General features: G+C 70.6%; 22 protein-coding genes and 1 pseudogene. 13 read left to right on the top strand and 10 right to left on the bottom strand.

The features are described 5' to 3' along the window. On the bottom strand, positions 1-119 hold a 119-nt coding region (locus tag FrCorBMG51_RS31670), incomplete at its 3' end, for a histidine phosphatase family protein (RefSeq protein ID WP_235433698.1). Between the two features lie 790 nt (positions 120-909). Between FrCorBMG51_RS31670 and FrCorBMG51_RS17965 the strand changes: the two genes are divergently transcribed. Both FrCorBMG51_RS17965 and ygfZ read left to right on the top strand, forming a co-directional pair. Then, positions 910-1,461, top strand: coding sequence for a Fur family transcriptional regulator (locus tag FrCorBMG51_RS17965; protein WP_086055543.1), 552 nt, complete (start codon positions 910-912; stop codon positions 1,459-1,461). Between the two features lie 7 nt (positions 1,462-1,468). After that, positions 1,469-2,821 carry a CAF17-like 4Fe-4S cluster assembly/insertion protein YgfZ gene (gene ygfZ / locus FrCorBMG51_RS17960; RefSeq protein WP_083731278.1) on the top strand — a complete coding sequence of 451 codons (1,353 nt, stop codon included), beginning with the start codon at positions 1,469-1,471 and terminating at the stop codon, positions 2,819-2,821. A gap of 122 nt (positions 2,822-2,943) precedes the next feature. Here the strand turns inward: ygfZ and FrCorBMG51_RS17955 are convergent, their stop codons facing one another. Together FrCorBMG51_RS17955 and FrCorBMG51_RS17950 are read right to left on the bottom strand one after the other, a co-directional pair. Beyond that, complete coding sequence (locus FrCorBMG51_RS17955) at positions 2,944-4,293, bottom strand: NsdA family TPR-like regulatory protein (protein ID WP_047224226.1); 1,350 nt, start codon at positions 4,291-4,293, stop codon at positions 2,944-2,946. Between the two features lie 487 nt (positions 4,294-4,780). Next, the gene (locus FrCorBMG51_RS17950) at positions 4,781-5,935 is read right to left on the bottom strand and encodes an extracellular solute-binding protein (RefSeq protein ID WP_235433695.1); all 1,155 of its coding nucleotides are present in this window, start codon (positions 5,933-5,935) and stop codon (positions 4,781-4,783) included. Between the two features lie 787 nt (positions 5,936-6,722). On the opposite strand from FrCorBMG51_RS17950, the gene FrCorBMG51_RS17945 reads away from it, so the two are divergent. The 7 genes from FrCorBMG51_RS17945 (at position 6,723) to FrCorBMG51_RS17915 (ending at position 14,425) form a co-directional block, all read left to right on the top strand. Continuing rightward, complete coding sequence (locus FrCorBMG51_RS17945; protein ID WP_047224214.1) at positions 6,723-7,961, top strand: DUF349 domain-containing protein; 1,239 nt, start codon at positions 6,723-6,725, stop codon at positions 7,959-7,961. A 491-nt stretch (positions 7,962-8,452) separates the two neighbouring features. Beyond that, positions 8,453-9,256 (top strand): helix-turn-helix domain-containing protein, encoded by an 804-nt coding sequence (locus FrCorBMG51_RS32865; RefSeq protein ID WP_047224213.1) that lies wholly within the window; start codon positions 8,453-8,455, stop codon positions 9,254-9,256. Positions 9,257-9,358: 102 nt separating this feature from the next. Next, a complete protein-coding gene (locus FrCorBMG51_RS17935; RefSeq protein ID WP_047224212.1) occupies positions 9,359-9,850 on the top strand; it encodes a hypothetical protein in 492 nt (163 codons plus the stop codon). 165 nt (positions 9,851-10,015) lie between these two features. Continuing rightward, positions 10,016-10,969 carry an aldo/keto reductase gene (locus tag FrCorBMG51_RS17930; protein WP_013875224.1) on the top strand — a complete coding sequence of 318 codons (954 nt, stop codon included), beginning with the start codon at positions 10,016-10,018 and terminating at the stop codon, positions 10,967-10,969. A 1,315-nt stretch (positions 10,970-12,284) separates the two neighbouring features. Further along, positions 12,285-13,301 carry a glycosyltransferase gene (locus FrCorBMG51_RS34950; protein ID WP_476742197.1) on the top strand — a complete coding sequence of 339 codons (1,017 nt, stop codon included), beginning with the start codon at positions 12,285-12,287 and terminating at the stop codon, positions 13,299-13,301. Continuing rightward, positions 13,219-13,803, top strand: coding sequence for a glycosyltransferase (locus tag FrCorBMG51_RS34945; protein ID WP_476742196.1), 585 nt, complete (start codon positions 13,219-13,221; stop codon positions 13,801-13,803). The genes FrCorBMG51_RS34950 and FrCorBMG51_RS34945 overlap by 83 nt, the downstream gene beginning before the upstream one ends. A 106-nt stretch (positions 13,804-13,909) precedes the next feature. Next, positions 13,910-14,425: a type III secretion system chaperone family protein gene (locus FrCorBMG51_RS17915; protein WP_047224210.1), complete on the top strand. Its 516-nt coding sequence runs from the start codon at positions 13,910-13,912 to the stop codon at positions 14,423-14,425. Between the two features lie 129 nt (positions 14,426-14,554). Here FrCorBMG51_RS17915 and FrCorBMG51_RS17910 read toward each other — a convergent pair whose 3' ends face one another. Then, positions 14,555-15,103, bottom strand: coding sequence for a heme-binding beta-barrel domain-containing protein (locus tag FrCorBMG51_RS17910; protein WP_235433694.1), 549 nt, complete (start codon positions 15,101-15,103; stop codon positions 14,555-14,557). Positions 15,104-15,456: 353 nt separating this feature from the next. Here FrCorBMG51_RS17910 and FrCorBMG51_RS17905 point away from each other — a divergent pair, with 353 nt between their 5' ends. Both FrCorBMG51_RS17905 and FrCorBMG51_RS17900 read left to right on the top strand, forming a co-directional pair. Then, positions 15,457-15,819 carry a DsrE family protein gene (locus FrCorBMG51_RS17905; RefSeq protein WP_047224209.1) on the top strand — a complete coding sequence of 121 codons (363 nt, stop codon included), beginning with the start codon at positions 15,457-15,459 and terminating at the stop codon, positions 15,817-15,819. A gap of 328 nt (positions 15,820-16,147) precedes the next feature. After that, positions 16,148-16,372 (top strand): hypothetical protein, encoded by a 225-nt coding sequence (locus FrCorBMG51_RS17900; protein ID WP_047224208.1) that lies wholly within the window; start codon positions 16,148-16,150, stop codon positions 16,370-16,372. Positions 16,373-16,530: 158 nt separating this feature from the next. On the opposite strand, the gene FrCorBMG51_RS17895 is transcribed toward FrCorBMG51_RS17900, so the two are convergent. The 6 genes from FrCorBMG51_RS17895 to FrCorBMG51_RS28505 form a co-directional block, all read right to left on the bottom strand. Continuing rightward, positions 16,531-16,830, bottom strand: coding sequence for a DUF1416 domain-containing protein (locus FrCorBMG51_RS17895; protein ID WP_013875232.1), 300 nt, complete (start codon positions 16,828-16,830; stop codon positions 16,531-16,533). A gap of 4 nt (positions 16,831-16,834) precedes the next feature. Next, positions 16,835-17,668, bottom strand: a complete 834-nt coding sequence (locus tag FrCorBMG51_RS17890) for a sulfurtransferase (RefSeq protein WP_047224207.1) — start codon at positions 17,666-17,668, stop codon at positions 16,835-16,837. Next, on the bottom strand, positions 17,665-18,078 hold the full coding sequence (locus FrCorBMG51_RS17885; protein WP_047224206.1) for a DUF4395 domain-containing protein: 414 nt from the start codon (positions 18,076-18,078) through the stop codon (positions 17,665-17,667). Before FrCorBMG51_RS17885 ends, FrCorBMG51_RS17890 begins: the two co-directional genes overlap by 4 nt. Positions 18,079-18,247: 169 nt before the next feature. Then, positions 18,248-18,973 carry a thioredoxin family protein gene (locus tag FrCorBMG51_RS27155; protein WP_086055540.1) on the bottom strand — a complete coding sequence of 242 codons (726 nt, stop codon included), beginning with the start codon at positions 18,971-18,973 and terminating at the stop codon, positions 18,248-18,250. A 1,546-nt stretch (positions 18,974-20,519) separates the two neighbouring features. Next, positions 20,520-20,774, bottom strand: a complete 255-nt coding sequence (locus FrCorBMG51_RS17865) for a MoaD/ThiS family protein (protein WP_047224203.1) — start codon at positions 20,772-20,774, stop codon at positions 20,520-20,522. Next, on the bottom strand, positions 20,762-21,052 hold the full coding sequence (locus FrCorBMG51_RS28505) for a hypothetical protein (protein ID WP_157180556.1): 291 nt from the start codon (positions 21,050-21,052) through the stop codon (positions 20,762-20,764). Before FrCorBMG51_RS28505 ends, FrCorBMG51_RS17865 begins: the two co-directional genes overlap by 13 nt. Before the next feature lie 169 nt (positions 21,053-21,221). Between FrCorBMG51_RS28505 and FrCorBMG51_RS17860 the strand changes: the two are divergent. Both FrCorBMG51_RS17860 and mshD read left to right on the top strand, forming a co-directional pair. Beyond that, positions 21,222-21,993 (top strand): annotated as a pseudogene (locus FrCorBMG51_RS17860) (winged helix-turn-helix transcriptional regulator). 327 nt (positions 21,994-22,320) lie between these two features. Next, positions 22,321-23,454 carry a mycothiol synthase gene (gene mshD, locus FrCorBMG51_RS17855; RefSeq protein WP_047224202.1) on the top strand — a complete coding sequence of 378 codons (1,134 nt, stop codon included), beginning with the start codon at positions 22,321-22,323 and terminating at the stop codon, positions 23,452-23,454. Positions 23,455-23,577: the final 123 nt, after the last annotated feature.

Below are 23,577 nucleotides of genomic sequence, written 5' to 3'. Positions count from 1 at the left end.
CCGCCGCGGGCCGCCTCCTGGCGGCCCTTGTCGGAAAGGTCGACATCCACCCAGCCGGTGAACAGGTTTTCTCGGTTCCACGTGCTCTCGCCGTGGCGGAGCAGAACGAGCGTCGGCATGACTTCGATCCTGCCGCAACCCGCCGCCGCGATGCGGCTGGATCGGCCGTGGCGCACCCGCCCGGGACACTTTTCAGGGCCGCTCCGACCGCGACGCCCGGCCCTTCACCGCCCCACACCGGTACCCCCGGCCCTGGCCGCCCGGCCCGCTGGCGTCCGCCCTCGTCCGCCGTCCTGGCTGTCAACCTGGGTGTCAGTCGGTGACCCTGGGATGGCCGGTACCGGCATAGATCACCCAGGCGCTCTGGTTCGAGTCGTCGATCAGATACCAGACGCGTCCACCGCCGGTGACCGCGTACTGCCACCGCGTACTGCCACCGCGGCCACTAGGTGACGTTCTCGCTTGCCCGGCTAGAGACAAAACGGCTGGAAACAAAAGAGACCTCCGGGCGTTTCCATCGCCCATAGAAGGGACGACGGGCCGTCGGGACCAGCGACGACGCCCGGAGGTCCGGTGCCTGTCTGGTTCTCGCCGGTGCCGGTGCCCGTAGGTCACCCGGCAGGGGTGAGGACCACGAGACCGGCTAGCGGACAGTCACCTCACGAGTCCGTTTATCACACAAAACTGGACCACCTCCCTTCCCGTGTACGGACAACGCTACGGGGACGGGGTGGGCTCGGCAACCGCTTTTCCCCACCAACCTTCGGGGCGTCGCCGGCGACTTCACGACAGCAAAAAGTAACATATACATAACTTTCAGCTACGGTCCTGGTCGGTCGTGACAGTGGCACGGCAAGACCACCGTCCGCGCGATCGAAGATCCATCGAGCACGGCCTAAACTCGTTTCCATGGCGGTGGACGTCGCGGGAGGCCGGGAGAGCCGGCAGCGGCGCGACGCCGCGCCCGGCACCGCGCCGGTTTCCGCTGTGCCGCCGAAGGTCCAGGCCCCAGGCTCACCGGCCGCGGGGCCGGCGGGGGACGACACCTGGCAGACACAGCTGCGTTCCCGCGGCTACCGTCTCACCCCACAACGTCAGCTTGTTCTCGAAGCGGTCACCCGGCTCGGCCACGCCACCCCTGAGGAGATCGTCACGGAGGTCCGCCGTACCGCGGGCGGGGTCAACATCTCAACGGTGTACCGCACCCTGGACCTTCTCGAGGAGCTCGATCTCGTCTCGCACGCGCACCTCAGCCACGGCGCGCCGACCTATCACGCGGCCGGCCTCGCCGAGCACGCCCACCTGGTGTGCGGCGGCTGCGGCGCGGTACAGGAGATCCCCTCGGACGTACTGGCCGACATCGTCACCCGGCTGCGCGACGACTTCGACTTCTCCGTGGACGTCAGCCATGTCGCGCTTGCCGGCCGGTGCGGGGACTGCGCGGGCCCGGGTTCCGGTTGAACAGGCCATGACCGCCGACTCCATCGCCCCGCCCGCAACCGGCACCCGGCCGCCCGCGCCCGGCGGCCCCGGCAGCCCGGACGACGGCTCCCGCTACCGCTCACCGCTGCTGGACATCGCCGGTGCCGTGCCCGCCACCGGAGCCGACCTCGGGGTCGCCGACCACTACGGGGATCCGCTGCGCGAGCAACGCGCCGGCGAGCGCGGCGCGGTGGTCGTCGACCGTTCGCACCGCGGAGTGCTGCGCATCACCGGTGTGGACCGGCTGTCCTGGCTGCACAGCATCACCTCCCAACATCTCGCCGCGCTGCCGGCCATGCGGGGCAGCGAGGCGCTGGTGCTCTCCCCGCACGGCCATGTCGAACACCATCTGATGATCTCCGACGACGGGACGGCCACCTGGCTCGACGTCGAACCGGGCACCAGCGCCGCGTTGCTCGCCTACCTGGAGTCGATGCGTTTCCTGCTGCGGGTCGAACCGGTCGACGTCCACGCCGACCACGCCGTGCTGTCGGTCCTCGGCCCGACCGCCGTGGACGTCGTGACCAGCGCGTTCGCTCCGCTCGACCCTCCGCTCCACCGGCCTGCCCGCCGCGATGTGACGGTGGGTTACGACGGTGACCTGCTGGCCCGGGGCCCGTACCCGCTTGCCCGGGCGCTCGTCCGGCCGGCCGCCGCATCACCAGCCATAACCGACAGCCCCATAACCGACAGTCCCGTGGCCAACAGTCCCGTGGCCGGCGCCCCCGCGACGGGCGGCCCGGTGGCCGGCGGCGGTGCGGGCGGCCAGGAGGATCCGGACGGGTACGACATCCTCGTCCGGGCGATGCCCGACGGCCTCGACCTGCTCGTCCCGCGCCGGGCGCTGCGCGGGACGGTCGAACGGCTCGTCGCCGCAGGCGCGTCCCTCGCCGGTGTCGGCGCGTTCGAGGCGGCACGGGTCGCTGACCGCCGCCCTCGCCTGGGCGCGGAGACCGACCATCGGACGATCCCGCACGAGGTCGGCTGGCTGACCACCGCCGTCCACCTCGACAAGGGCTGCTACCGCGGTCAGGAGACGGTTGCCCGCGTGCACAATCTGGGCCGCCCACCCCGACGCATGGTCCTGCTGCATCTGGACGGCACGACGGTCGCCCGGGGCGCCCCGGTGAGCGGCGGTGGCCGGACGGTCGGGTTCGTGGGCACGTCCGTCGTGCACGCGGAACTCGGCCCGATCGCGTTGGCAATCGTCAAACGGACCGTGCCCGACGACACCGCCCTGGTCGTCGTCGACCCGGAGACGGGTGATGTCGCGGCATCCGTGGAGCCGGCGAGCGGGCCCGACCAGCCGACTCGCCCGGCCGGCCGTCTCGTCGACTGACCCGAGCCGGACAGTCCGCCCCCATACGTCGCCCCCATACGTCGCCTCCGCGTGTCGCCCCGTGGCGGCCGCTCCGGCGGGGGGCGGCCACCACCCAGCTGGGACGAGACGACAGGACACGATCAGGTGGGACGAGCGAGGAGCTGATCCACCTCGCGGACCTCCGGATGCGCCGCGTGCCGGCGCAGGGAGCGCCGGAGCTCCTCCGCCCGCCGCGCGTTGCGCTGCGAGCGGGTGGCCTCCAGGAACGGCACCGCCTGACGGACGAGCGCACACCCGTGGTCGATGTTGCCCAGGTCGATCTGCACGGCCGCGCGACGGAGCAGGTATGTCGCGTGGTCACGGGCGCGGGCGACCGGGTGCACCTTGAGGGCGTGCGTCAGCCACCGGTCCGCCTGCGGCAACTGACCGAGATCGATGTAGCAGATCCCGAGCTGGGCCGCGTGGAACCCCTCGTCGAAGATGCCCGCCCAGGCCGGATCCTGCGGGCTGGAGCGGTCGGCCGCCGTTTCGGCCTGGGCCAGCGCGCGGAAGCATCCGGCCTGATCGCCCAGGGCCGCGTGCGCCCGGGCCAGCCTCATCTGGAGCATCGCGCCGACGCGTCCGCTGATGCCGCCGCCGCTCGCCACGGCCGCTTCCGCCAGGTCGAGGGCTTCCTTGGGACGGGCGAAGTCGACGCACTGCAATGACATGTTCTTCATGATGTTCGCGCCGACCAGCCGGTCCCCGGCGGCGTGGGCGGCGTGCAGGGCCGCGATCCAGTAACGTTGCGCGCTCGTGTGGTAGCCGGCGTCGAACGATGCCCACCCGGCGATCCGGGCGAGTTCGGCTGCGAGCAGTTGGAGGCTCGCCCCGATCTTTTCCGTGTACGAGCCCTTGGCGAGCAGTTCGGTGACCACTCGCAGCTCGGCGTCGACAAGCCGCCGGACGCCCTCCCCGCCGAGCCGGTCGTCCATCAGCCGTAACCCCGGGATGTTGTGCTCGATGCGGTGGACCACCTGTTCGTCCACCCGACCGCCGTCCAGGGCGGCGACGAGCCGGGTGGGCTCCAGGTTGAGCCACTCGTTGGCCAGGCTCGCCACACCCGCTCCGGTGATGGTGAGAAACCCTCGACGGTCGGTGAGGGCGCCTTCGACAACATCGATCATGGATGTCACACTGCCTGCGCTGTTCCACGGGTAGTCGGTACGTACGACGTCACCGGTCGGCAGCCAGGCTGGCCAGGGATGGGACTCGACCTTCTCGGCCGAGACTCCCAGCTCAGCGGCAAGGGCGAGCTGGGAGACCCGGTCGGGCACGACACCCCGGTGTTCCCAGCGCCAGACCTTCTGACGTTCCGCCGCCATGTTGGCCACGCCCAGGTCGCGTGCGCGGCGCGCCACCACCCGGGCCAGTCGCTGATAGGACCAGCCACGCTGCGCCCGGACGAACGCGAGCGGGTGAGCGCAGGCGCCGGCGCCCTCGGTCGACATCATCTGTCTCCTTCGAGTCGCATCTGGTGAGCAGCTAACGACGCTATGTGGTGACATCTTCGCGACACAGTGACAAACAGGAAGCGATGCGTGCGCAAAAGACCACAGGAGGACAACAACACGCACCGTTTAACACCGATTGCACGCGTGCTCACACGATGGCCGCGAATGCACCGCACAAAATCCCGCACAGGTCATTGACTGCTCATCTGCTTGCTGTTCAGCAAGATCCTGCCATCATGCTACCGCCGGTCGCGCGTCCCACAAGAGGCCGTACCACAGCGAGATCACACGGAGCGTTCCAGGTTGCCTACTCTCCGCTTTCAATCTTATAAAAGAATTTAATGAATATAGAAAGAAATAGAACCGCGAACAGAACGGGAGCAAAGCGGCGGCAAAGGCGAGCACCCCCGACGAACAACGGCCTCACGGCGGCCGCAGACCGAGCGACCGCCGACCCGATGATCACCGATCAGATGATCGGTGATCACATAAGGAGCGCCTCCGCCTGCTTCTGCAGTTCGGTCAGCGTGGTCGTCGGATTCGCGCCCATCATGATCCTCGCGACCGCCTCGGACGCGAGGACAGGCACCTCACCGCCGCGCGGCCCGGACCAGTACGGCGCGCGGACGATCGAATCGATCAGCGCGTTGAAGGGCACGACCTGCGGATACCGCTGGTACAACGGCACCAGCCGGTTCGCGGCCTCGATGTCGACCGGCAGATAGCTCAGCGTCGTCACCTCGGCGGCCACCACGTCCGGCGCGAGCATCGCCATCATCAGCTCGGTGGCCATCTCGTACTGGCAACGGTCGGTGGCCAGCATCACGAGACCGTTCCCGCTGGCCACCGGATGCTGCGTCCCACCCGGCAGGACGGGAAGCGGCGCCACGCCGAGCGGGAACGCGCCCTTGCCCTGGCGTTCGATGGTCTGCAGCCCCGGCACCACCGAGCTGATGCTCGCGCCCACGATCGCGGACTTCCGGTTGAGGGCGAAGCGGACCATGGCGTCGGCCGGCGTGTTCGACTGGGGCCCGTAACCGCCCACCCTGGCCAGGAAGCTTGCGGTGTCACGCGCCGCGGCGCTGGTGAAGTCCGGCTGCCCCACGGCGTTCTGGATGCTCGCGCCCTTCGACCCCGCGATGGTGTTGAAGAACCACTGCCCGAACTGGTCCGAAGTCGGCAGGTCGACCGGCTGGACGCCGGGCAGGGCCTGTCTGATCTTTTCGGCGGCGGCAAGGAGACCGGTGGTGTCCTTCAGCGACCCCGGGTCCACCCCGGCCTGGGCGAGCATGTCGGCGTTGTAGAGCAGGACGGGCACGGAGACCTGCTGCGGGACGACGAACAGCTGCCTGCCTCCCACCGTGCCCAGCGTGGCGAACCGCTGGTCGTAGGAGGCGCGCAGCGACCGCGGCGACACCTCCTGGGCGTCGAGCCGTTCGACGAAGGTGGCCAGCAGGTCGAGCCCGGCCACCGCGAGGTCCGTGCTGCGCCCGGCGGCCGCGTCGGCGCCGATCTGCTGGACGATCTGGGAATAGCTGGTCGCGGTGGACGTGATGTCGACGGTCAGGCCGGGATGGGCCTTTTCCATGTGCGCCCTGGCCGCCTTCGCGGTGTCGGCGAGCGGGCCACTGACGATCATCCGCAGCGTCCTGACACTTGTGGCGCACTGGAGCGACGCCGTGGCCCCGTTCGCGTCGGTCACGGCCACGGTGGCCGGGCGGACCGGCGGTCGGAGGCCGGCCGNGGCCGTCGGCGACGAGCCGCCGGAACCGCCCACCCCACACGCGGCGATCGTGCATACGGCGGCGGCGACGGCGACGAACCGCGTCGCCCGCGGAATCCGGTTCAATTTTCTTCCTTTCAGGCTTTCACGCCCCGACGCCGCCGGTTCTGACGCCGGTNAAGGCTCGCCGGCCGCCGACCGCCCATGGGCGCGACCGCCGGCAGGCGCTCCTGCCGGCGTCCCCGGGCGGGTCCCATCTGCTCGGTACACGGCTGGAATCCTGGCGGTCAGGAGAACATCTGTGTACGACCGGGGCATGTCACCGCGGCCACACGCGTGACGGCCCGCTCAGAAAAACCGTGGTTGACACGGGATTTCCGGCCAGCAGCCTGCTGTCATATTTCCGACAATGTTGGGGAACGCACATCAGAAATCCGCCAGCCGCGATTCCGTCCGGGGTGCGATTTCCGCCGTGGAAGCGTTCCGCCCGCCATCGAGGCGGTACCGGAAACAGCGCGGTGGGCGCTGTGGGCGCGCGCCACGGCCCGACACCGGGGACGGGCACCGGGGCGACCGGAGAGGACCCGGTCGTCCGGCGCTCCCACCAGGACGATGCCCGACGCCCGGCCCCGACGCCCGCCAGCGCCTCCTCGGCTTGCCGGCGGCCAGCAGAATGTGCCCCATCCGCGCGATCCCTGTAAGAATGGCACCTGACCTGACGCCGATCTTCGGGACCACGATGAGCGAGCGCAACAGCTCCGAATGGGGGCGTGTCGGCGACGACGGCACCGTGTACGTACGCACGACCGCGGGTGAACGCCCCGTCGGCTCCTGGCGGGCAGGCTCCCCGGCGGAGGGCCTTGCCCACTTCGCCCGGCGCTACGACGATCTGGCCGCCGAAGTCACGCTGCTGGAACAGCGGTTGACCGTCCCCAGCGCCGACCTGACGGGTCTTGCCGCGAGCGCGCGGCGGCTGCTGGCCTCCCTCGGCACCGCGGCGGTGGTCGGTGATCTGGACGCGCTCACCGGACGTCTGGGATCGGTGCTGGACGCGGTCGGCGAACGTACCGCGCAGCGCGAGGCCGAGCGCGCCCAGCGGGCCGCCGCCGCGGTGGAGGCGAAGGAGGCGCTCGTCGCCGAGAGCGAGCGCCTCGCCCGCAGCTCCGACTGGAAGGCCGTCGGAGAGCGGTTCCGTTCGATCGCCGTCGACTTCCGGGCGATCACGGGGGTGGACCGCCGCACCGACGCCGACCTGTGGAAGCGGGTCACCGCCGCGCGCGAGGAGTTCAACCAGCGCCGGACCGCTCACTTCGCCGCGCTCGACCAGCAGCGAGCCCAGTCCAGGCAGCGCAAGGAAGCGATCGTGACCGAGGCCGAGGCGCTCGTCGACTCCACCGAATGGTCGGCCACCAGCGCCCAGTACCGAACGCTGATGAACCAGTGGAAGTCGGCCGGACGTGCGCCCAGGGACGTCGAGGACGCGCTGTGGGCCCGTTTCCGCGCCGCGCAGGACACCTTCTTCGCCCGGCGCAACGCCGCCAACGCCGAGCGGGACGCGCATCTGCGGGTGAACCAGGCCGCCAAGGAGCAACTGCTCGCCGAGGTTGCCGCGCTCGACCTCGCCCGGCCCGACCAGGCACTGCGCAGGCTGCGACAGATCGAGGAACAGTGGGACCTCATCGGGAAGGTGCCCCGGGACGCCGTCAGCGACCTCGAACGACGGCTGTCCGCCGTCAGTGACCGCATCCGGTCCGCGTCCGATGCCCGGTGGCGCCGGCAGGAGGCCGTCGAGTCCCCGTTTGTGGCGACGCTGCGGGAGTCGGTCGCCAAGCTGGAGGCGCGGCTGGAACGTGCTCGAGCTCACGGACGCACGGACGAGGTGGCCGAGACCGAGTCGGCGCTAGCAACACAGCGCGAGTGGCTAGCACACGCGACCCGCTGACCAGCGGGACCGGCAGGCAACCGACTGACCACCATCGGCCGGCTGCCGATCAGCAGCTCCGATCAACAACTCGCCGACGTATGACCATACGGGTCATTTTGACTACTTTCAGTGACTGAAATATGGCTACGCAAAGCGTTTCGTAACGCTTGATACATACATCAATACTCACAGTGTTCACCGCGTTTAGCGCATCTGCAACATCGTTAATACAGCGAATACACATTGAATTTCCGCGTGCGCGTATCCGTACGCGACGGACGCACAGAAACCGCCAGGGTCGGCCCGGGCGAAGGCGTCCCAAGCATTCCAGGATGCTTGCCAAACGCTTGCCACAGCTAGCATCTGGACGTACGCTGCGAACCATCGGTTCAGCGACACAGCGGGTCCCGTGACCGTGCGCATGGCTCACCCGGTGAAGTCCATCCGGCAAACATGATCCACCCAGCGCACCGGCGCATACCCCCAAGGAGAGGAGGCCGACACTGAACGTGCCGCCCCTGAACGTACGCGATCTCGGAGACTTCATCCGGGACCAGCGCAAGGCCGCACATATCTCGGTTCGTCAGCTCGCCCGGCAGGCCGGCGTCAGCAATCCCTATCTGAGTCAGATCGAGCGCGGCCTGCGCAAGCCGTCCGCGGAGATTCTGCAACAGATCGCCAAGGCGCTCCGGATCTCCGCGGAAGTGCTGTACGTGCAGGCCGGCATTCTCGACGAACGGGCGTCGGACAGCGATGTGACCGCGGCGGTTCTCGCCGACTCGACGCTCACCGAACGGCAGAAGCAGGTCATCGTCGAGATCTACGACGCGTTCCGGAAGGAGAACGCCGTATACGGGCTGACCGGCCGCCCCACCCTGCCGGACGGCCTGCGGCAGGGCATATCCGCCTCCCCGCCCGTGTCCGCCTCCCCGCCCGCGACGAAGACGGCCCTCACCGGCTCCGCGCCCACCGGATCCACCGCGCCCACCGGCCTCGCGTCGGCTACCGCGACCACGGCCACCGAGGTAAAGCCTGCTGGCACCACCCGCCGGGCCACCGGGGCCACCCGAGCGGCGGCCACGCCCACCCCGCGCGCCCCCGGCGCCTCCGACGCCGCCCCGAAGCGGGCAACGGCGACCCGGCGGCCACGCACGACAGCGGCCACCGGCGGTACCGGCAAGGCCGACGGAGGCAGCGGGGATGCTGCCCCGAAAGCCGGCCGAGCCACCGGCCGCTCCACCCGCACCACCGCGGCTACCAACGGAGCCGCCGCCCACGACTCGTCGGACGACACCTCATCATCAACAAAGTAACAACGGAACAACATTCGACGGGCGTGTCACAGCCACAGATCGAGCCAGCAACTGAGTCACAAAACTGAGCCTCAAAACTGAGTCACAAAACTGGAGGTAGCAATGGCCACCATCCGAACCAGCGCCGACAAGTCGGGCGACACCGTCGAGGCCTCGGCCGACGTCAAGATCCCGCTGTCGGAGGTCCGCAAGCCCCTGTACGCCTATGTGGGTGCCGCGGACGCCGCGGTGGAGAAGATCCGGAGCATCCCCACCGTCTACGCCGACGAGATCAAGAAGTTCTCCAGCCGGGTCAACGGCCTCTCCGTCCACGCCCAGCGGCTTCCGGCCAACGTGCAGACCGCTGTCACCTCCCTGCCCACGTCGGTGAGTTCCCAGCTTTCCGACCTTCAGGGACGCGCGAGCTCGCTCTACAGCAACTTCGCCGACCGCGGTGAGAAGCGCGTTGCCCGTATCCGCCAGAACCCGACGACCGAGGAGGCCGTGACCCGGACCCGCAACGTGGTCAACCGGGCCCGGGCGGTGCGCTCCTCGGCCACGACGAAGTCCGCGGACAGCGCCGAGAAGAAGAGCGGCACCGCGCAGTCCGACTGACCGAACGGCCGGGCGCACCCTGGCCGTTCCGTCTCACGACGGCAACTTCGCCGCCACTCGAAAAGAACAACCAGACACCACCGACCCAGCCCTGTGATCATGGCCTGTGGAGAATCCCGGTACCTGGCGCCCGGGGTTCATGGTATGTCGTGTTGTACTGATGATATGAGATATCGCCCACTGGGATCTTCCGGCCTACTGGTATCCGTCGTCGGTCTCGGCTGCAACAACTTCGGCTCACGGGTCGACCTCGAGGGCACCCGGGCCGTCGTCACGGCCGCGCTCGACAACGGCATCACCCTGTTCGACACAGCGGACACATATGGCAACAAGGGTGGTTCGGAGACCCTGCTCGGCCATATCCTGCGGACCCGGCGCGACGAGGTGGTTCTCGCCACCAAGTTCGGCAACGACATGGGTGGGGTGTATGGGCCCGACTTCAACGCCCGCGCCTCGCGCCGGTACATCCGTAAAGCCGTGGAAGGATCGCTGCGCCGGCTGCAGACCGACTACATAGATCTTTTCCAGCTGCACAGCCCGGACGCGTTCACCCCGATCGAGGAGACGCTGGCCGCTCTCGACGAGATAGTGCGCGAGGGCAAGGTGCGCTACGTGGGTTCGTCGAATCTCGCGGCCTGGCAGGTCGCCGACGCCGAATGGACCGCGCGCGCCTCCAGCACGACCCGCTTCATCTCGGCCCAGAACCACTACAACCTGCTGGAGCGTGGCATCGAGGCCGAACTCGTCCCGGCCGCGCAGAAGTACGGCATCGGCATTCTGCCGTACTTCCCCCTCGCGAACGGCATCCTCACCGGCAAGTACTTCCGGGACGAGCAGCCCCCGCCTGGCACCCGGCTGGCCGGCCGCCAGGACGAACTCACCGACGAGGTCTTCGACCAGGTCGAAGCCCTGGAGACCTTTGGCCGGGAACGCGGCCGCTCGCTGCTGGACGTGGCGATCGGTGGCCTGGCCGCGCAGCCCGCGGTCGCGTCCGTGATCGCCGGGGCGACGACGGCGGAGCAGGTCCGGGCGAACGTCGCGGCCAGCGAGTGGCAGCCGCGCGCCGACGACCTCGCCGTCCTCGACAAGATCGCGCCGTCCCGGCGGCCGGGCGCCTGAGCGGCGGGCCGTCCCGGACCTCACCCGTCGTGTCCGCCCCTGCCGCCGGGGGCGGTGACGGTGACGTCCGCGTCCGCCCGTACCGGCGGCCAGGCGAAGGTGACCTCACCCAGCCGCCATCGCGGACGGGTGCCCCGCACGGGCCACCCGTCCGCCCGCAGGGACTCGACCGCGGCTGTCCAGCGCTGCCGCGGCCCGAACACGGCCCGCGGCGCGCCGCGCCGCCAGGCGTCGTCGAACGCGGCCAGCAGCGTGTGCACGTCCTCGCCGGGAACGTTGTGGGCGATCAACGACTTGGGCAGCCGCTCGGCCAGCTCAGACGGACGCGCGAGGCTCGGCAGGTGCGCGGCCAGGGTGAGCGTGCGGCCCTGGCGCCGCGGCCGCGGCGTCCCGACAGGTCCGCCGGGCGCCCCGGGCACTTCCGACGACGCCTCGGGCGGGCGGTCGACGGCGAACCAGCAGGCACGCCGGCCGATCTCGTCGCAGGTGCCCTCGACCAGCAGGCCGCCGGGCGCGATGCGCTCGAGCAGCGCCGCCCAGGCCGGGGCGACAGCCGCCTCCTCGTACTGGCGCAGCACGTTCATCGCGCGGACCAGCACCGGGCGCAGCCCGGCGAGTTCGAAGCCGCCACGGGCGAAAACCAGCCCTGGTGGACGCGCGGCCGGGGCCGCCGCGGCGACCCGATCCCGGTCGATCTCCAGGCCGACGACCCGGACGTCGGGCCGCAGGCGGCTCAGCCGCTGGTAGAGCTCCACCGTGGTGACCGGCGACGAGCCGTATCCGAGGTCGACGACAAGCGGGCTGGCGGCGGCGCGTAACCGGGCCGCCTGTGTCCCGACGATCCAACGATCGACCCGGCGCAGGCGGTTGGGAGCGGTCGTCCCACGGGTGGCGAGCCCCAGCGTTCTGGCGCGGCCCGCGGCCAGNNNCCCGCGGCCAGCCGCGGCTCGCGGCGGCGGGCGGGGGAGGTACCTGACACGCATCCACGATCGCAGAACCGGCCCGGCCGCCTCTCCCCGCGGGCATCGTGTCCCGAGCGGCACCGATCCGCGCGATCGACGATCCGCCCCGGAGGGCTCTGGCGGCCGGCTCGCCAGGACTGGCGGGTTACCGGGCCGGTACGGAACACCAACAACGATCATGAAGTACACGCCGGGCGGCTGGCCGTGTCAGGCGTTCCCGGTTCGATGTCCAGGGCCGGAGGCAGAAAAACAGGTGAATCTCACCTGTCACCCAATCGCCGGTTCGCCGCGCCACTGGCAGGATGAGTCCGGGCGTCCGCCGGGAAAGAGTCCATAACGGAACGTAATGGCGGATGTCGGCAGGACAGGGCCAGCGGATCCGGATGGTGGCATCCGGTGACGGGCCGCGACCGCGGTTACCCAGCGCGGTCGGCAGGCAGGCGCGGGCGCGGCCGGCCGGCGCCAGGCGGCTGGATCCGGGGCAGTCGGCGCCGGGCATGCGGCCCTCGGATCGGTTGTTCGCAGGACCGGGCCATCCAGTGGTCGGTGAGTCCGGATCGGTGTGGAGGTGGTTGGTGCGTCGGGTCCGGTCGGGCTTCCCTCGTCGGGTCGCCATGCTGTCGATGCACACGTCGCCGCTGGAGCAGCCGGGTACCGGCGATGCCGGCGGCATGAACGTGTACGTGGTGGAGCTGTCCCGGCAGCTGGCCCTGCTCGGCACCGAAGTGGAGATCTTCACCCGGGCCACCAGCAGCAGGATGCCGCCGAAGGTCGCCCTCGCGCCGGGGGTCGTGGTGCGCCATGTCGCCGCCGGGCCGTTCGAGGACGTCGGCCGGGAGGACCTGCCCACCTGGCTGTGCGCCTTCACCGCGGCCGTGCTGCGGGTCGAGGCCGCGCACGAACCCGGCTGGTTCGACGTCATCCACTCGCACTACTGGCTTTCCGGCCAGGTCGGGCTCGCGGTCGCGCGCAGGTGGGCCGTCCCGCTGGTACACACCGCCCACACGCTGGCGAAGGTGAAGAACAGCGCGCTCGCCGACGGCGACCGCCCCGATCCACCGCACCGCATCGCCGGCGAGCAGGACGTCGTCGACGGCTCGAACCGACTGATCGCGTCCACCGAGGACGAGCGGCGCCACCTGGTCGATCTCTACGGTGCCGCCCCCGAACTGGTCGACGTGGTGGCACCCGGCGTCGACCTGGAGGTGTTCCGCCCCGGGGACGTGGCGGCGGCCCGCAGCCGCGTNGGCGGCCCGCAGCCGCGTCGGTGTCCCGCCGGACGCGCTGGTGCTGTTGTTCGTGGGGCGTATCCAGCCGCTGAAGGCGCCCGACATGCTGCTGCACGCCACCGCGCACCTGCTGGCGCGTGAACCGGCGCTGCGTGACCGCCTGGTCGTCGCGGTGGTCGGCGGTCCCAGCGGGTCCGGCCTGGACCGTCCGGACGCGCTGGTGAAGCTCGCGGCCGAGCTCGGCATCTCCGACATCGTCCGGTTACAGCCGCCAGTGCCACAGCCGGAACTCGCTGACTGGTACCGGGCCGCGAACCTGGTCGTGGTGCCCAGCCACAGCGAGAGTTTCGGCCTGGTCGCGCTGGAGGCCCAGTCCTGCGGGACACCGGTCGTCGCGGCCGCGGTCGGCGGGCTGCGGACGGCGGTCCAGCACGACGTCTCCGGCATCCTGGTGGCGGAGCGCGACCCGGCCGCCTACGCCGACGCCCTGGCCCAGGTGATCGGCCAGCCGTGCCGGCGCCGGCGCCTGGCCGCCGGGGCGGTCGCGCGGGCGGCGGAGTTCGGCTGGTCCGCGACAGCACGCGGCGTTCTCACCGGTTACCGTAACGCTGCGACACCGGTTACCGTCCCGGCAACGGCCTGACGCCCGCGCGTCCGGCCGCCGTCGGCCGCGGCCTGGAAAGTCTCCGGTGGCCACGGCAGTGATCCAGCCGTCCGACCCATGAGGATCATGGTGGAGGTGGGAACCGGTGTCAGTACCTGTCGACAGCGCCGAACGGGCACGCCTCGACCGCCTGATCGACGACGCCCTGGCGGAGCTGGGCCTGCCCTACGAACGGGTGAGCGAGGGATCGTTCCTCGCCACCCTGGAGGGCGAGCACCGGCTGAGGACGATGACCTGGCTGGTGGTTGGGGACCACACGCTGCTCATCGAGGCGTTCTTCATGCGCAGGCCCGCCGAGAACGAGGCGGGNNGGCCCGCCGAGAACGAGGCGGGTACATACGCTTTCCTGCTCGGGCGCAACGCGAAGACCTACGGTGTGCACTTCTCGGTGGATCTCGCCGGCGATGTCTACCTCACCGGCCAGCTTCCGCTGGCGGCGGTCACCGCCGACGAGATCGACCGAGTGCTCGGATGCACCCGCACCTATTCGGACGAGAACTTCGATCCGGCGGTCGCTCTCGGGTTCGCCGGCGCCATCGCGCGGGAGAAGGCCTGGCGCGCCCGGGTCGCCGCCGAAAACGGCTCCCGGATGCGCGCCTGAGCCGGCCCCGGCAGCTGGCTGGCGGCCCGGGCCAGGCCCGGCCGCTGACCGGCTCTGCCGGGCCAGCCTCGGCCGAGCCGGTCAGCGCCGAGCTGGAACCGGTCGGACACGCCGAGCGGACCGATCAGGCTACGGTCGGTCAGCAGCCGATACCCGCTGGAGCCGGGCGGACAGGTGTGACTGCAACGGCTTGCCCTCGGCCGCCATGTCGATGGCATAGGCAAGATCACCCTCGACAAGGCCGTACAGCCGTTGGGAGCGGTCCACCCGACGTGCGGTGGCGGTCCGGATCACGACGTTGGAACGCAGTTCCACCCGCGTCCCGACGACGTCCCCGACGTAGATCTCGCTGATCCCGAAGGGATGGGCGAGCATGACCTCGACCGTGGGCGGCCCGTCGCCCTCCCCGGGCTGCACCCGCCAGAAACCGGTCTCGGTCGCCAGCGGGCTGCCCTCGCTGCGCCCGTCCCGGGGCTCACCGATCCACCAGGTATGGGACGTGTAGGACAGGGCGGGACGCCCGGTGCTGAAAAAGACGACCTCCTGGCCGTAACGGAAGGCGTCCATCCCCTCGTAGCCGCCGACGCCCTCGCCCCGCCAGGTGCCCAGCAGGAAGGCGATCGGCAGCAGGCTCGGGTGCAGGTCGACCACCGGCCCGGGCCGCACGGTCACGTCCACGCGCCAGCGGTGCGCACGGGTACGGGTGCGGGTACGGCCGGGACGCTCAACGCTGGCCCGAGTACAGCTTGTACACCGCGTAGACGGAGAACCACCCGATGAGCACCGCTACAAGGATCAACAAAGCGGTGAAAAATATTTCCAGCACGGGACCAGCTTAGCCTTGACCGCCCTCTTCCCGCCCCGCTGGCGGTAGCTGTGTGACATCGGCCAAGCCGTCCGGCCCCTGCGAAGCCGGGCCTTCCGGCGCCGGGCACGGGGCCCTGCGACGGCGGACGCCGAGCCCTGCCAGGGCAACCGTACGGGCCCGGGCCGGACGACCGGTACGAACCGCCCAGTGCAGACTGACAGCCATGACAGCTTCACTGGTCATCAAGGCCACCGCGGGCGCGGACGCGCCAGAGCGGTGCTCACAGGCGTTCACGGTCGCCGCGGTCGGGCTCGCCAGCGGCGCGGACGTCTCCCTGTGGCTCACCGGCGAGTCGGCCTGGTTCGCTCTGCCCGGGCGTGCCGCCGGGTTCGCGCTGCCCGAGTCGGCCCCGCTGACCGAACTGCTGGACGCCATCCTGGCCGGCGGACGCGTGACGCTGTGCACCCAGTGCGCGGCACGACGGGCCATCGGCCCCGACGACGTGCTCCCCGGGATACGCATCGCCGGCGCGGCGGTCTTCGTCTCCGAGGTGCTCGCCGACGGGGCGCGGGCTCTCGTCTACTGACGGCCATCTGCTGACGGCCGTCCGCCGCCGATGGCCGTACCCGCCAGCCGCGGGACGGCCCCAGTCTGAAGACGGCCACCGACGGCAGGCAACGACCCGCCCGCGGGCGACGGCCGTCACGGCGGGCGGTCATTCGGTCCATTCCGTGTCCCTCGGGTGTTCCGCGGGTCTCCCGCGGGACACCCGAGGAACTGTGAGTAGCCAGTCAACAGGACTGTAGGTAGTGTCGTACGCAAGCTCCGCAACCGCTCCTGCGACAGCAGACCACGCACGGCACACGATGCGGCTCCTTCACGGCACCGAGAGGATGCGGTTTGGTGGTTGTGTGATGCACGAACCCGAGGTTCTGTACGCAGTTGTCCAGTTCGACGGCACCGCGCAGCGGACAGTCCGGCGCGTCGTCGCACCATTTCCGGACCGGAGCTCCGCCGCGCTGTTCGCGACCGACAACGATCTGCACAACTACTCCGTCGGCCCGATGTCGTTTGCCGTGCCCACTCGGGTGGCACCCGTGTACCACGGTGTTCCCGCGCCCCGGGCCGGCAGTTCCTGAGCCCCACGAAATCCGCCCCGCGCCGGGACAGCCCCCACAAAACACGAAGATGGGCCTTTTCAGGATGCCCGGAAGTTCTCCGGACCCCCGAAAAGGCCCACCTGGAACCGACCGGAACTATCCGGCCCGGTCCCGGGATACCCGTCTCAAGGGGCTCCCTATGCCGCGACCTCGATCTCGGCGTCGACGGGCTCGCCCTGGCGGGCGACGACCTTCCGCTCGCCGGACGCTCCCGGGACGAGTGCCCGGACGGTCCACGAGCCCGGCCGGGCGAAGAAACGGAACTGCCCGGTCGCCGACAGCGGAACCTCGGCGGTGAAGTCGCCACCCTCGTCGAGCAGGCGGGCATAACCTGAAGCGACCGGCGAACCGTCCTTCAGTACGACGCCCTGGATGACAGTTTCCTTTGCCACGTCAATTCCTTCCAGCGAGGGTCCGCCACGGGTCGCGCCACACACGGTCCTATGCGTCCTTCTCGATCGGGACGCCGACCAGTGAACCGTACTCGGTCCAGGACCCGTCGTAGTTCTTGACGTTCGGCAGGTCCAGCAGCTCGTGCAGGGCGAACCAGGTGTGGGCCGAGCGCTCGCCGATGCGGCAGTAGGCGATGGTGTCCTGGCTCAGGTCCACCCCGGCCTCCGCGTACAGGGCGGTCAGCTCCTCGTTCGACTTGAAGGTGCCGTCCTCGTTCGCGGCCTTCGCCCAGGGGATGTTCTTCGCGGTGGGGATGTGCCCGGCGCGCTGCGACTGCTCCTGGGGAAGGTGGGCCGGGGCGAGCAGCCGGCCGGCGAACTCGTCGGGCGAACGGACGTCGACAAGGTTCCTCGAGCCGATCGCGGAGACGACCTCGTCCCGGAAGGCCCGAATGTCGGTGCGGGCGTCCTTGGCGACGTACTGGGTCGCCGGCCGGTTCGGGAGCTCCTCGGTCAGCTCACGGCTGTCGAGCTCCCACTTCTTCCGGCCACCGTCGAGCAGCCGGACCTCGGCGTGCCCGTAGAGCTTGAAATACCAGTAGGCGTAGGCGGCGAACCAGTTGTTGTTGCCACCGTAGAGAACGACGGTCTCGTCGTTCGAGATGCCCTTGCCGGACAGCAGCTTCTCGAACTGCTCCTTGTTGACGAAGTCACGGATCACCGGGTCCTGCAGCTCCGACTTCCAGTCGAGCCGGACCGCGCCGCGGATGTGCCCCTTGTCGTATGCGGAGACATCCTCGTCGACCTCGACCAGGACAACCTTGGGATCGTTCAGATGTGCCTCGACCCAGGCGGCATCGACAAGCGCGTTGGCGCGACTCATGCTTGCGCTCCTTTCACAGAACGTACGACGAGATATATCTGGCAACCGAGGCAAAAACCGATCGTGGCATTCAGGAACGCCGCGACAAACGCGAACGCCGTGGCCACGTACCCCAACGCGGGGACGTCGGCGAGAAAGCCGACCGTACCCAGCACGCCGAACACCGCCCCGACCGCCTGCGCGAAACGCGGTGGCTGGTCGTCCTCCAGCTCGGCCGGCGGCCCCAGCCGAGGCTGAACCAGCGTCCGGTACAGCACCCCGTACGGAGCACGACGGACGCCGATCACCGCACCTGTCAGAAATACCACGGTCTGCGCGAGGAGCAACCAGCCATTCGCGGTCAGCAACACGACCGCGAGGACGACGCTGGTGACAGCCGCGCTGAACCTGGGACCTCTTGGGTCGACCACGAGCTCATCTCCTGACGGGCAGGCCCGCCGACGGCGGACGGCATCAACGCACGGTTCAGGAAAATGGACACAGCGAGCTACGCACACGGCACAGATCGACCGTGCGGCGCCGGACGAGCTCGGTGGAGAACATAACCCCCTGACCGTAGCAGCGAACATGACGGATGTGTTATTGATCCGACGGCCAATCGGGTCGATCGGACAAATCGATCATGGTACTGTCCGGCGGCGCCCCCGGATCCCGCCCGCGCGACCCACCAACCGCCAGCTCCAGCGCCGCGAGAACAGCCGCCCGCCCTGGTGGGGCACCACTGGCCCGACAGACCTCACGGGCCCGCGAGTCAAGGACCAGGACGGTCGGCGTGCGCCGGATCCGCAGCCGTCTGACCAGTTCAAGATGGGATTCGGCATCGACCTCCACATGCCGCACGCCCGGGACGCTGCCGGCGACGTCCGCGAGAATCCGCCGGGTCGCCCGGCAGGGCGCGCAGAACGCGGTGGAGAACTGCACCAGCGTGGCCCGCGTCCCGGGAGTCACCCCGAGCGCGACGAGTTCGGCGTCCACCGCGGGCAGCGAACCTGCCTCGTCCGGACCTGCACCGTCCGGACCTGCATCGTCGGGACGAGTCCCGTCATGGTGGGCCGGCGCTTCGTCGCCGTCCGTCACCTTGCTTTTCACGTTGTTGTTTTTCCCGTCGCTGCCGGCGCTCACGTCGTTACCGACCGGCCGGGCCGGAGCAGCCCCGGTGGCATCCGCCGCGGCCCTGCCGAGCACCACCGCAGGCGCCGGCGGGCCCGGAGGGGCCACCCGAAACCGCCCGTCCCGCAGCCGGACGAGCACCGCCAACCCGACGGCACATCCAACAGCGGCCACCAGCACCCACAAACCGGTCACACCACTGACCAGCGCCCCCGCCCATCCACATCTTCCCGCCCACCCACACTCCCCCAGCCCGCTTACCCCAACACCGGCTGGACTGTTTCACCGCGGTCCGGATCCTTTCGGCACGGCCTGGGCTGCGCGTCGGGTGTCGGTCATCCCAGCAGCAGGTGGCCCACCGCATACACGAACGCGGCGGCCGCGGCCAGCGGGAGGATCGCTACCAGCGGCCATCCAGCGGGGTGGCCGTCATGGTGGGGCACCTGCCCGGGGACGCCGGCGGGCACCNGGGCACCGCCGCGCCGCCTGGCCCGGCCACCGGCTCGGTGCGGATCCCGGTGGCCGCGCGGGCGACGGCACGGTCGGCGACAACCGCCGCCACGGCAGCGGCAGCCGCGATCAGCGCCGCCTCCCAGGCCGCCGAATCGTCCGCGAACCCGCCGAGGAGAGCACCCGCGCCGATACCCGCGGCAAGCCCGACGGCTGGCACGACAGCCAGTGCGACGGCCGGCCCGCCGGCCCGCCGACCAGGGCGAACGCTGCCCCGCCCGGCGAGTCCCACCGCTCCCACGGGTCCGGCGGACGCCCCCGCGCGCAGCCTCACGGCACACAGCCGTGTGACGAGAACGGCCGTACCCGCGCCCAGCAGACCGGCGGCCAGCACCGTGGGGCCGACCACCCGGCCGTCCGGCGTCCGGATGGCGGCCACGTTCAGACAGCCGGCCAGCAGAGCGACCAGGACCACCCCGCTCAGGCCCGCGGCCATGTCGACCGTGACCGTCGCCGACCGTCCCGCGGGGGAACCGTGACGGCGGGCAGCGGCCCGCGGCCNNGGGCAGCGGCCCGCGGCCCGCCCGCCCCGAGCAGCCGCCCGACCGGCGTCACGGAAAGAACATGATCACTCCACTGCCGGACCCGGGCCACCGCGGGCAGCCCGGCCCGCGGCGGAGCGCCGGCGGCCTCCGCCCGCCCGCGCCGTCTGGTCAACTGGACGAGGATGACCGCCACCACGGCGGGACCGATGACCCCGGCCAGGTTCCCGATCCCGTCGGAATCGGTCAGCGCGGCGGTGGCGTCCGCGGCCAGCGCCGCCACCAGCACGATCGCGAGCGTCCCGGTCGACGCTCCGAGCGCACGCACCCAGGCCCGGCCGAGCAGGACCCCTTCGACGGCAATGACGGCGGCGAGCGGAAGCCGCCCCACGGCCGCGGCGAGCACCGGTACGACAGTGGCGACGGCGACGCAGAAGCCGACGAGGGCCGTGCGGAGGCCGTCCGGTCGCCGCGGGGGGCTGTCCGCCGGCGTGCCGGCCGGCTTCGTCCTGAGGGCCGTCCTGCCTCCGCGGGCGCACACGCCCCCATATTCCCACGGCTGTCGTGGACGGCCGTGGACGACAGCGACGAACCGGGTGAAACACCCAGGTGGACGCCCAGACGGGTATCACCGCCACACTCCGACGCCGGCCGGAACTCCCCTCGGCTCCTCGCGACTCCTCGTGGCTCCTCGTGGCCGTGGCCATCCCGAGGCCACACCGAGCGGGGCGGCCTCGGGGCAGGACGGCTCACCCGCCGGCGAACGGCGGCAGCACCTCCACGACAGCGCCGTCCGTGAGCGTCACATCGGCATGGTCACGGTGACCGACCGGCAGGTCGTCCACCAGGAACGCGCAGCGGGTCAGCAGTTCCGCGAGGGTGCCCGGGTGGCGTTTCGCCACGGTTGCCAGCAGGTGGGCAAGGGTCTCGGCGTCCTGCCGCTCCTCGGGCACGCCGGCCGCGTGCCGGGCAGCGGCCCAGTAGTGGACCGTCACGCGGGCCATCGACCCATCCTCCCGCTGTTGTCCGCCCCGGCATCCCCGACCTCCCGAGGGGCGTCGTGGTCACCGAGAGCGCGTCCGATCCAGGGCCGGCCAGGGTCGCGCTGGCCGGCCGCGAGCGCGTCGACGCAACGCCCGAGGGTGTCGGCGCCGACCTCTACCGGGAGCTTGTCACGAAATCCGGAAAAGCCACGAGCGGCGACCCTGTCAAGATCAAAATCTTGGCTGGTTACGGAACGATCACGGTAACGATGGACCGTGGCGAGAATCTCAGCGCCCACAGCGGGGAGAACTCCTCATGCGGTAGGAGTGGAGTACGACACTCCGCTATCCTCCCCACAGGCCGGTCTTCGTTTCGCGCCCATGACGGCCGTGGAACGCGAACCGACCGCAACGTATCCGTGGGTCGACGCTGCCCCAACATCGCAACCGAACCCTGGAGGAGTCAACTTGAGCGTCGTCCTGTTGCTCACCAACGCCCCCGGACCGTCCGCGGAGTCCTTTCCCTCGCTCGGGCTCCTGACCCACACCGTTCGTGTCGCTCCGCTTGAGGCCAGCGCCCTCCTCGACGCTCCCCCGGTGGATGTCGTGGTGGTGGACGGGCGCCGGGAACTGGTTGTCGCCCGTGGCCTGTGCCGCCTGCTGCGCACGACCGGGCTCACCACCGCGCTGCTTGCCCTTGTCACCGAAGGTGGGCTGGCCGCTGTGTCGGCCGACTGGGGCGTCGACGACGTCGTGCTCGACAGCGCCGGGCCGGCCGAGGTCGAGGCGCGGCTGCGGCTCGCGATCGGCCGGGTGGCGGCCGCNGATCGGCCGGGTGGCGGCCGCCGGTGGCACCGCCGAAGCCGGTGTCATCCGCTCCGGCGACCTGTCGGTGGACGAGACCACCTACTCGGCCAAGCTGCGTGGCCGTCCGCTTGAGCTCACCTTCAAGGAGTTCGAGCTGCTGAAGTACCTCGCGCAGCACCCGGGCCGGGTCTTCACCCGCGCCCAACTCCTGCAGGAGGTCTGGGGTTACGACTACTACGGTGGCACCCGGACCGTCGACGTCCACGTGCGTCGCCTGCGGGCCAAGCTCGGCCCGGAGCACGAATCGATGATCGGCACCGTGCGGCACGTCGGTTACAAGTTCGTCGCTCCTCCGATCGCCCCGCTTCCCGGCGGCGAGGCGGTGTCCGGCTCCGACAGTCGGGAAGTAATACGTACTCCCGAACGCGTGTAGTGCCCGTCAGGGTCCGGGTGGTTCCAGCCGGAGTCCGGGTCCGCCGGACCGGTCATGTCGCTTTACCCGGACCTCCGGGCCGTTTCGCGACATGGCGGGAACCTCGGCGCGAGAAAACGTACGGTGTCATCTCCGGACGGGCACGACACGCCCGTCTGACGCTGTGACCAGCAGGTGTTCGCGCGCCGGGGCTCCCGCCGCCACGGCATCGTCCGATATCCGGCCAGCGATGTGATCAAGAAAGATTCGTGACCGAACCGGGAAATCTCCGGCCACGTCAGGCCCGCCCGGATGAAAGTCGGTACGGAACACCATAATGTCGCGGGAATGAAACTGCGCTGGACGCGGCACCTGGCTCCCCGAACAGTGGACGACCTGCGGCACCTGGTAGCCGCGGCCGCGGAGACCGACGGAGTCGGCCCGCTGTCCGACGACGCCGCGTTACGGCTGACGACGCAGCCGCTGACCGCCGCGCAGCACCTGATCGTCACCGTTCCGAGCCCCGCGGCGCCCGCGGACGTCCCGGCCAGCGCAGCCTCCCAGGACGGCGAGGCGGCGGCCTCCCGGAACGACGCGGGGACCGCCCGGGACCACGACGCGGGAACAGACGCGGGAACGATCGCCGGATACGCCCATCTGGCCGCCCCTGACGACCACGACTGGCAGGCGGAGGTCGTCGTGCACCCCGCCCACCGCCGTCAGGGTGTCGGCGGGCACCTGCTGGCCGCCCTGACCACGGCCGCCGACCAGGCCGGCGCGGACCTGCACGTCTGGGCGCACGGCGACACACCCGCGGCGGCGACCCTGGCAGACAGGTACGGCTTCGCCCGGCAGCGGGTGCTGTGGCAGATGCGCCGCCCGCTGCCCACCCCGGGCTCCCCCGACGAGCGTGGGACGGCGCACCCCGACAACCCCGTCGGTCACCCTCCCGGCCCCCGCCCTGGCCACTTCTCCGGTCCCGATGTCCCCCCTCTTCCGGACGTGACGCCGCCACCCGGGGTGGCCATCCGGACCTTCGTCCCAGGGCAGGACGAGGACGCGTGGGTGGTGGTCAACAGCGCCGCCTTCGCGACCCACCCGGAACAGGGACGCTGGACGGTGGAGGATCTCCGGCTGCGCGAGGCCGAGCCGTGGTTCGACCCGGCGGGCTTCTTCCTCGCCGAAGCGGCGGGCCAGCTCGTCGGCTTCCACTGGACGAAGGTGGAGGCGGGCATCGGCGAGGTGTACGTCGTCGGGGTCGCGCCCACCGCCGCCGGACGCGGGCTCGGCCGGGTACTGACCCTGATCGGCCTCCACCACCTGCGCGACCGTGGCCTGGCCACGGTGATGCTCTACGTCGACGACACCAACCGCCCGGCAGTACGTCTCTACGAGACCCTCGGCTTCAGCCGTTACCGCTGCGACATCTCCTACCTGCGCAGGCCCAGGGTCCAGCCCGAGTCCGGCTCCGACCGGCCCTGATCCGCCCAGCCGACGGGCGCATGATCACGCTCGCCATCCGGTCACGCGGCCGGCGGCCTAGTCCCCGCCAGCCACGTGACGTCCCGCCGGCCCACGGCCGCCGGGTGGAGCCGGGCATCAGGA

The sequence above is a fragment of the Protofrankia coriariae genome, assembly GCF_001017755.1.
Taxonomy (GTDB): Bacteria; Actinomycetota; Actinomycetes; order Frankiales; family Frankiaceae; genus Protofrankia; species Protofrankia coriariae.
Note: the sequence above shows the minus strand (reverse complement) of the source record. Positions and strands in the feature narration are given on the sequence as shown.

Excerpts from the sequence above, each read along its gene's own strand:
- FrCorBMG51_RS17905 (WP_047224209.1), top strand. The coding sequence starts at position 15,457 with ATGACAGCTTCACTGGTCATCAAGGCCACCGCGGGCGCGGACGCGCCA.
- FrCorBMG51_RS17945 (WP_047224214.1), top strand. The coding sequence starts at position 6,723 with ATGGCACCTGACCTGACGCCGATCTTCGGGACCACGATGAGCGAGCGC.
- FrCorBMG51_RS17930 (WP_013875224.1), top strand. The coding sequence starts at position 10,016 with ATGAGATATCGCCCACTGGGATCTTCCGGCCTACTGGTATCCGTCGTC.
- ygfZ (WP_083731278.1), top strand. The coding sequence starts at position 1,469 with ATGACCGCCGACTCCATCGCCCCGCCCGCAACCGGCACCCGGCCGCCC.
- FrCorBMG51_RS17955 (WP_047224226.1), bottom strand. The coding sequence starts at position 4,293 with ATGTCGACCGAGGGCGCCGGCGCCTGCGCTCACCCGCTCGCGTTCGTC.
- FrCorBMG51_RS17890 (WP_047224207.1), bottom strand. The coding sequence starts at position 17,668 with ATGAGTCGCGCCAACGCGCTTGTCGATGCCGCCTGGGTCGAGGCACAT.
- mshD (WP_047224202.1), top strand. The coding sequence starts at position 22,321 with ATGAAACTGCGCTGGACGCGGCACCTGGCTCCCCGAACAGTGGACGAC.
- FrCorBMG51_RS17865 (WP_047224203.1), bottom strand. The coding sequence starts at position 20,774 with ATGGCCCGCGTGACGGTCCACTACTGGGCCGCTGCCCGGCACGCGGCC.
- FrCorBMG51_RS17965 (WP_086055543.1), top strand. The coding sequence starts at position 910 with ATGGCGGTGGACGTCGCGGGAGGCCGGGAGAGCCGGCAGCGGCGCGAC.
- FrCorBMG51_RS17900 (WP_047224208.1), top strand. The coding sequence starts at position 16,148 with ATGCACGAACCCGAGGTTCTGTACGCAGTTGTCCAGTTCGACGGCACC.
- FrCorBMG51_RS17935 (WP_047224212.1), top strand. The coding sequence starts at position 9,359 with ATGGCCACCATCCGAACCAGCGCCGACAAGTCGGGCGACACCGTCGAG.
- FrCorBMG51_RS17950 (WP_235433695.1), bottom strand. The coding sequence starts at position 5,935 with ATGATCGTCAGTGGCCCGCTCGCCGACACCGCGAAGGCGGCCAGGGCG.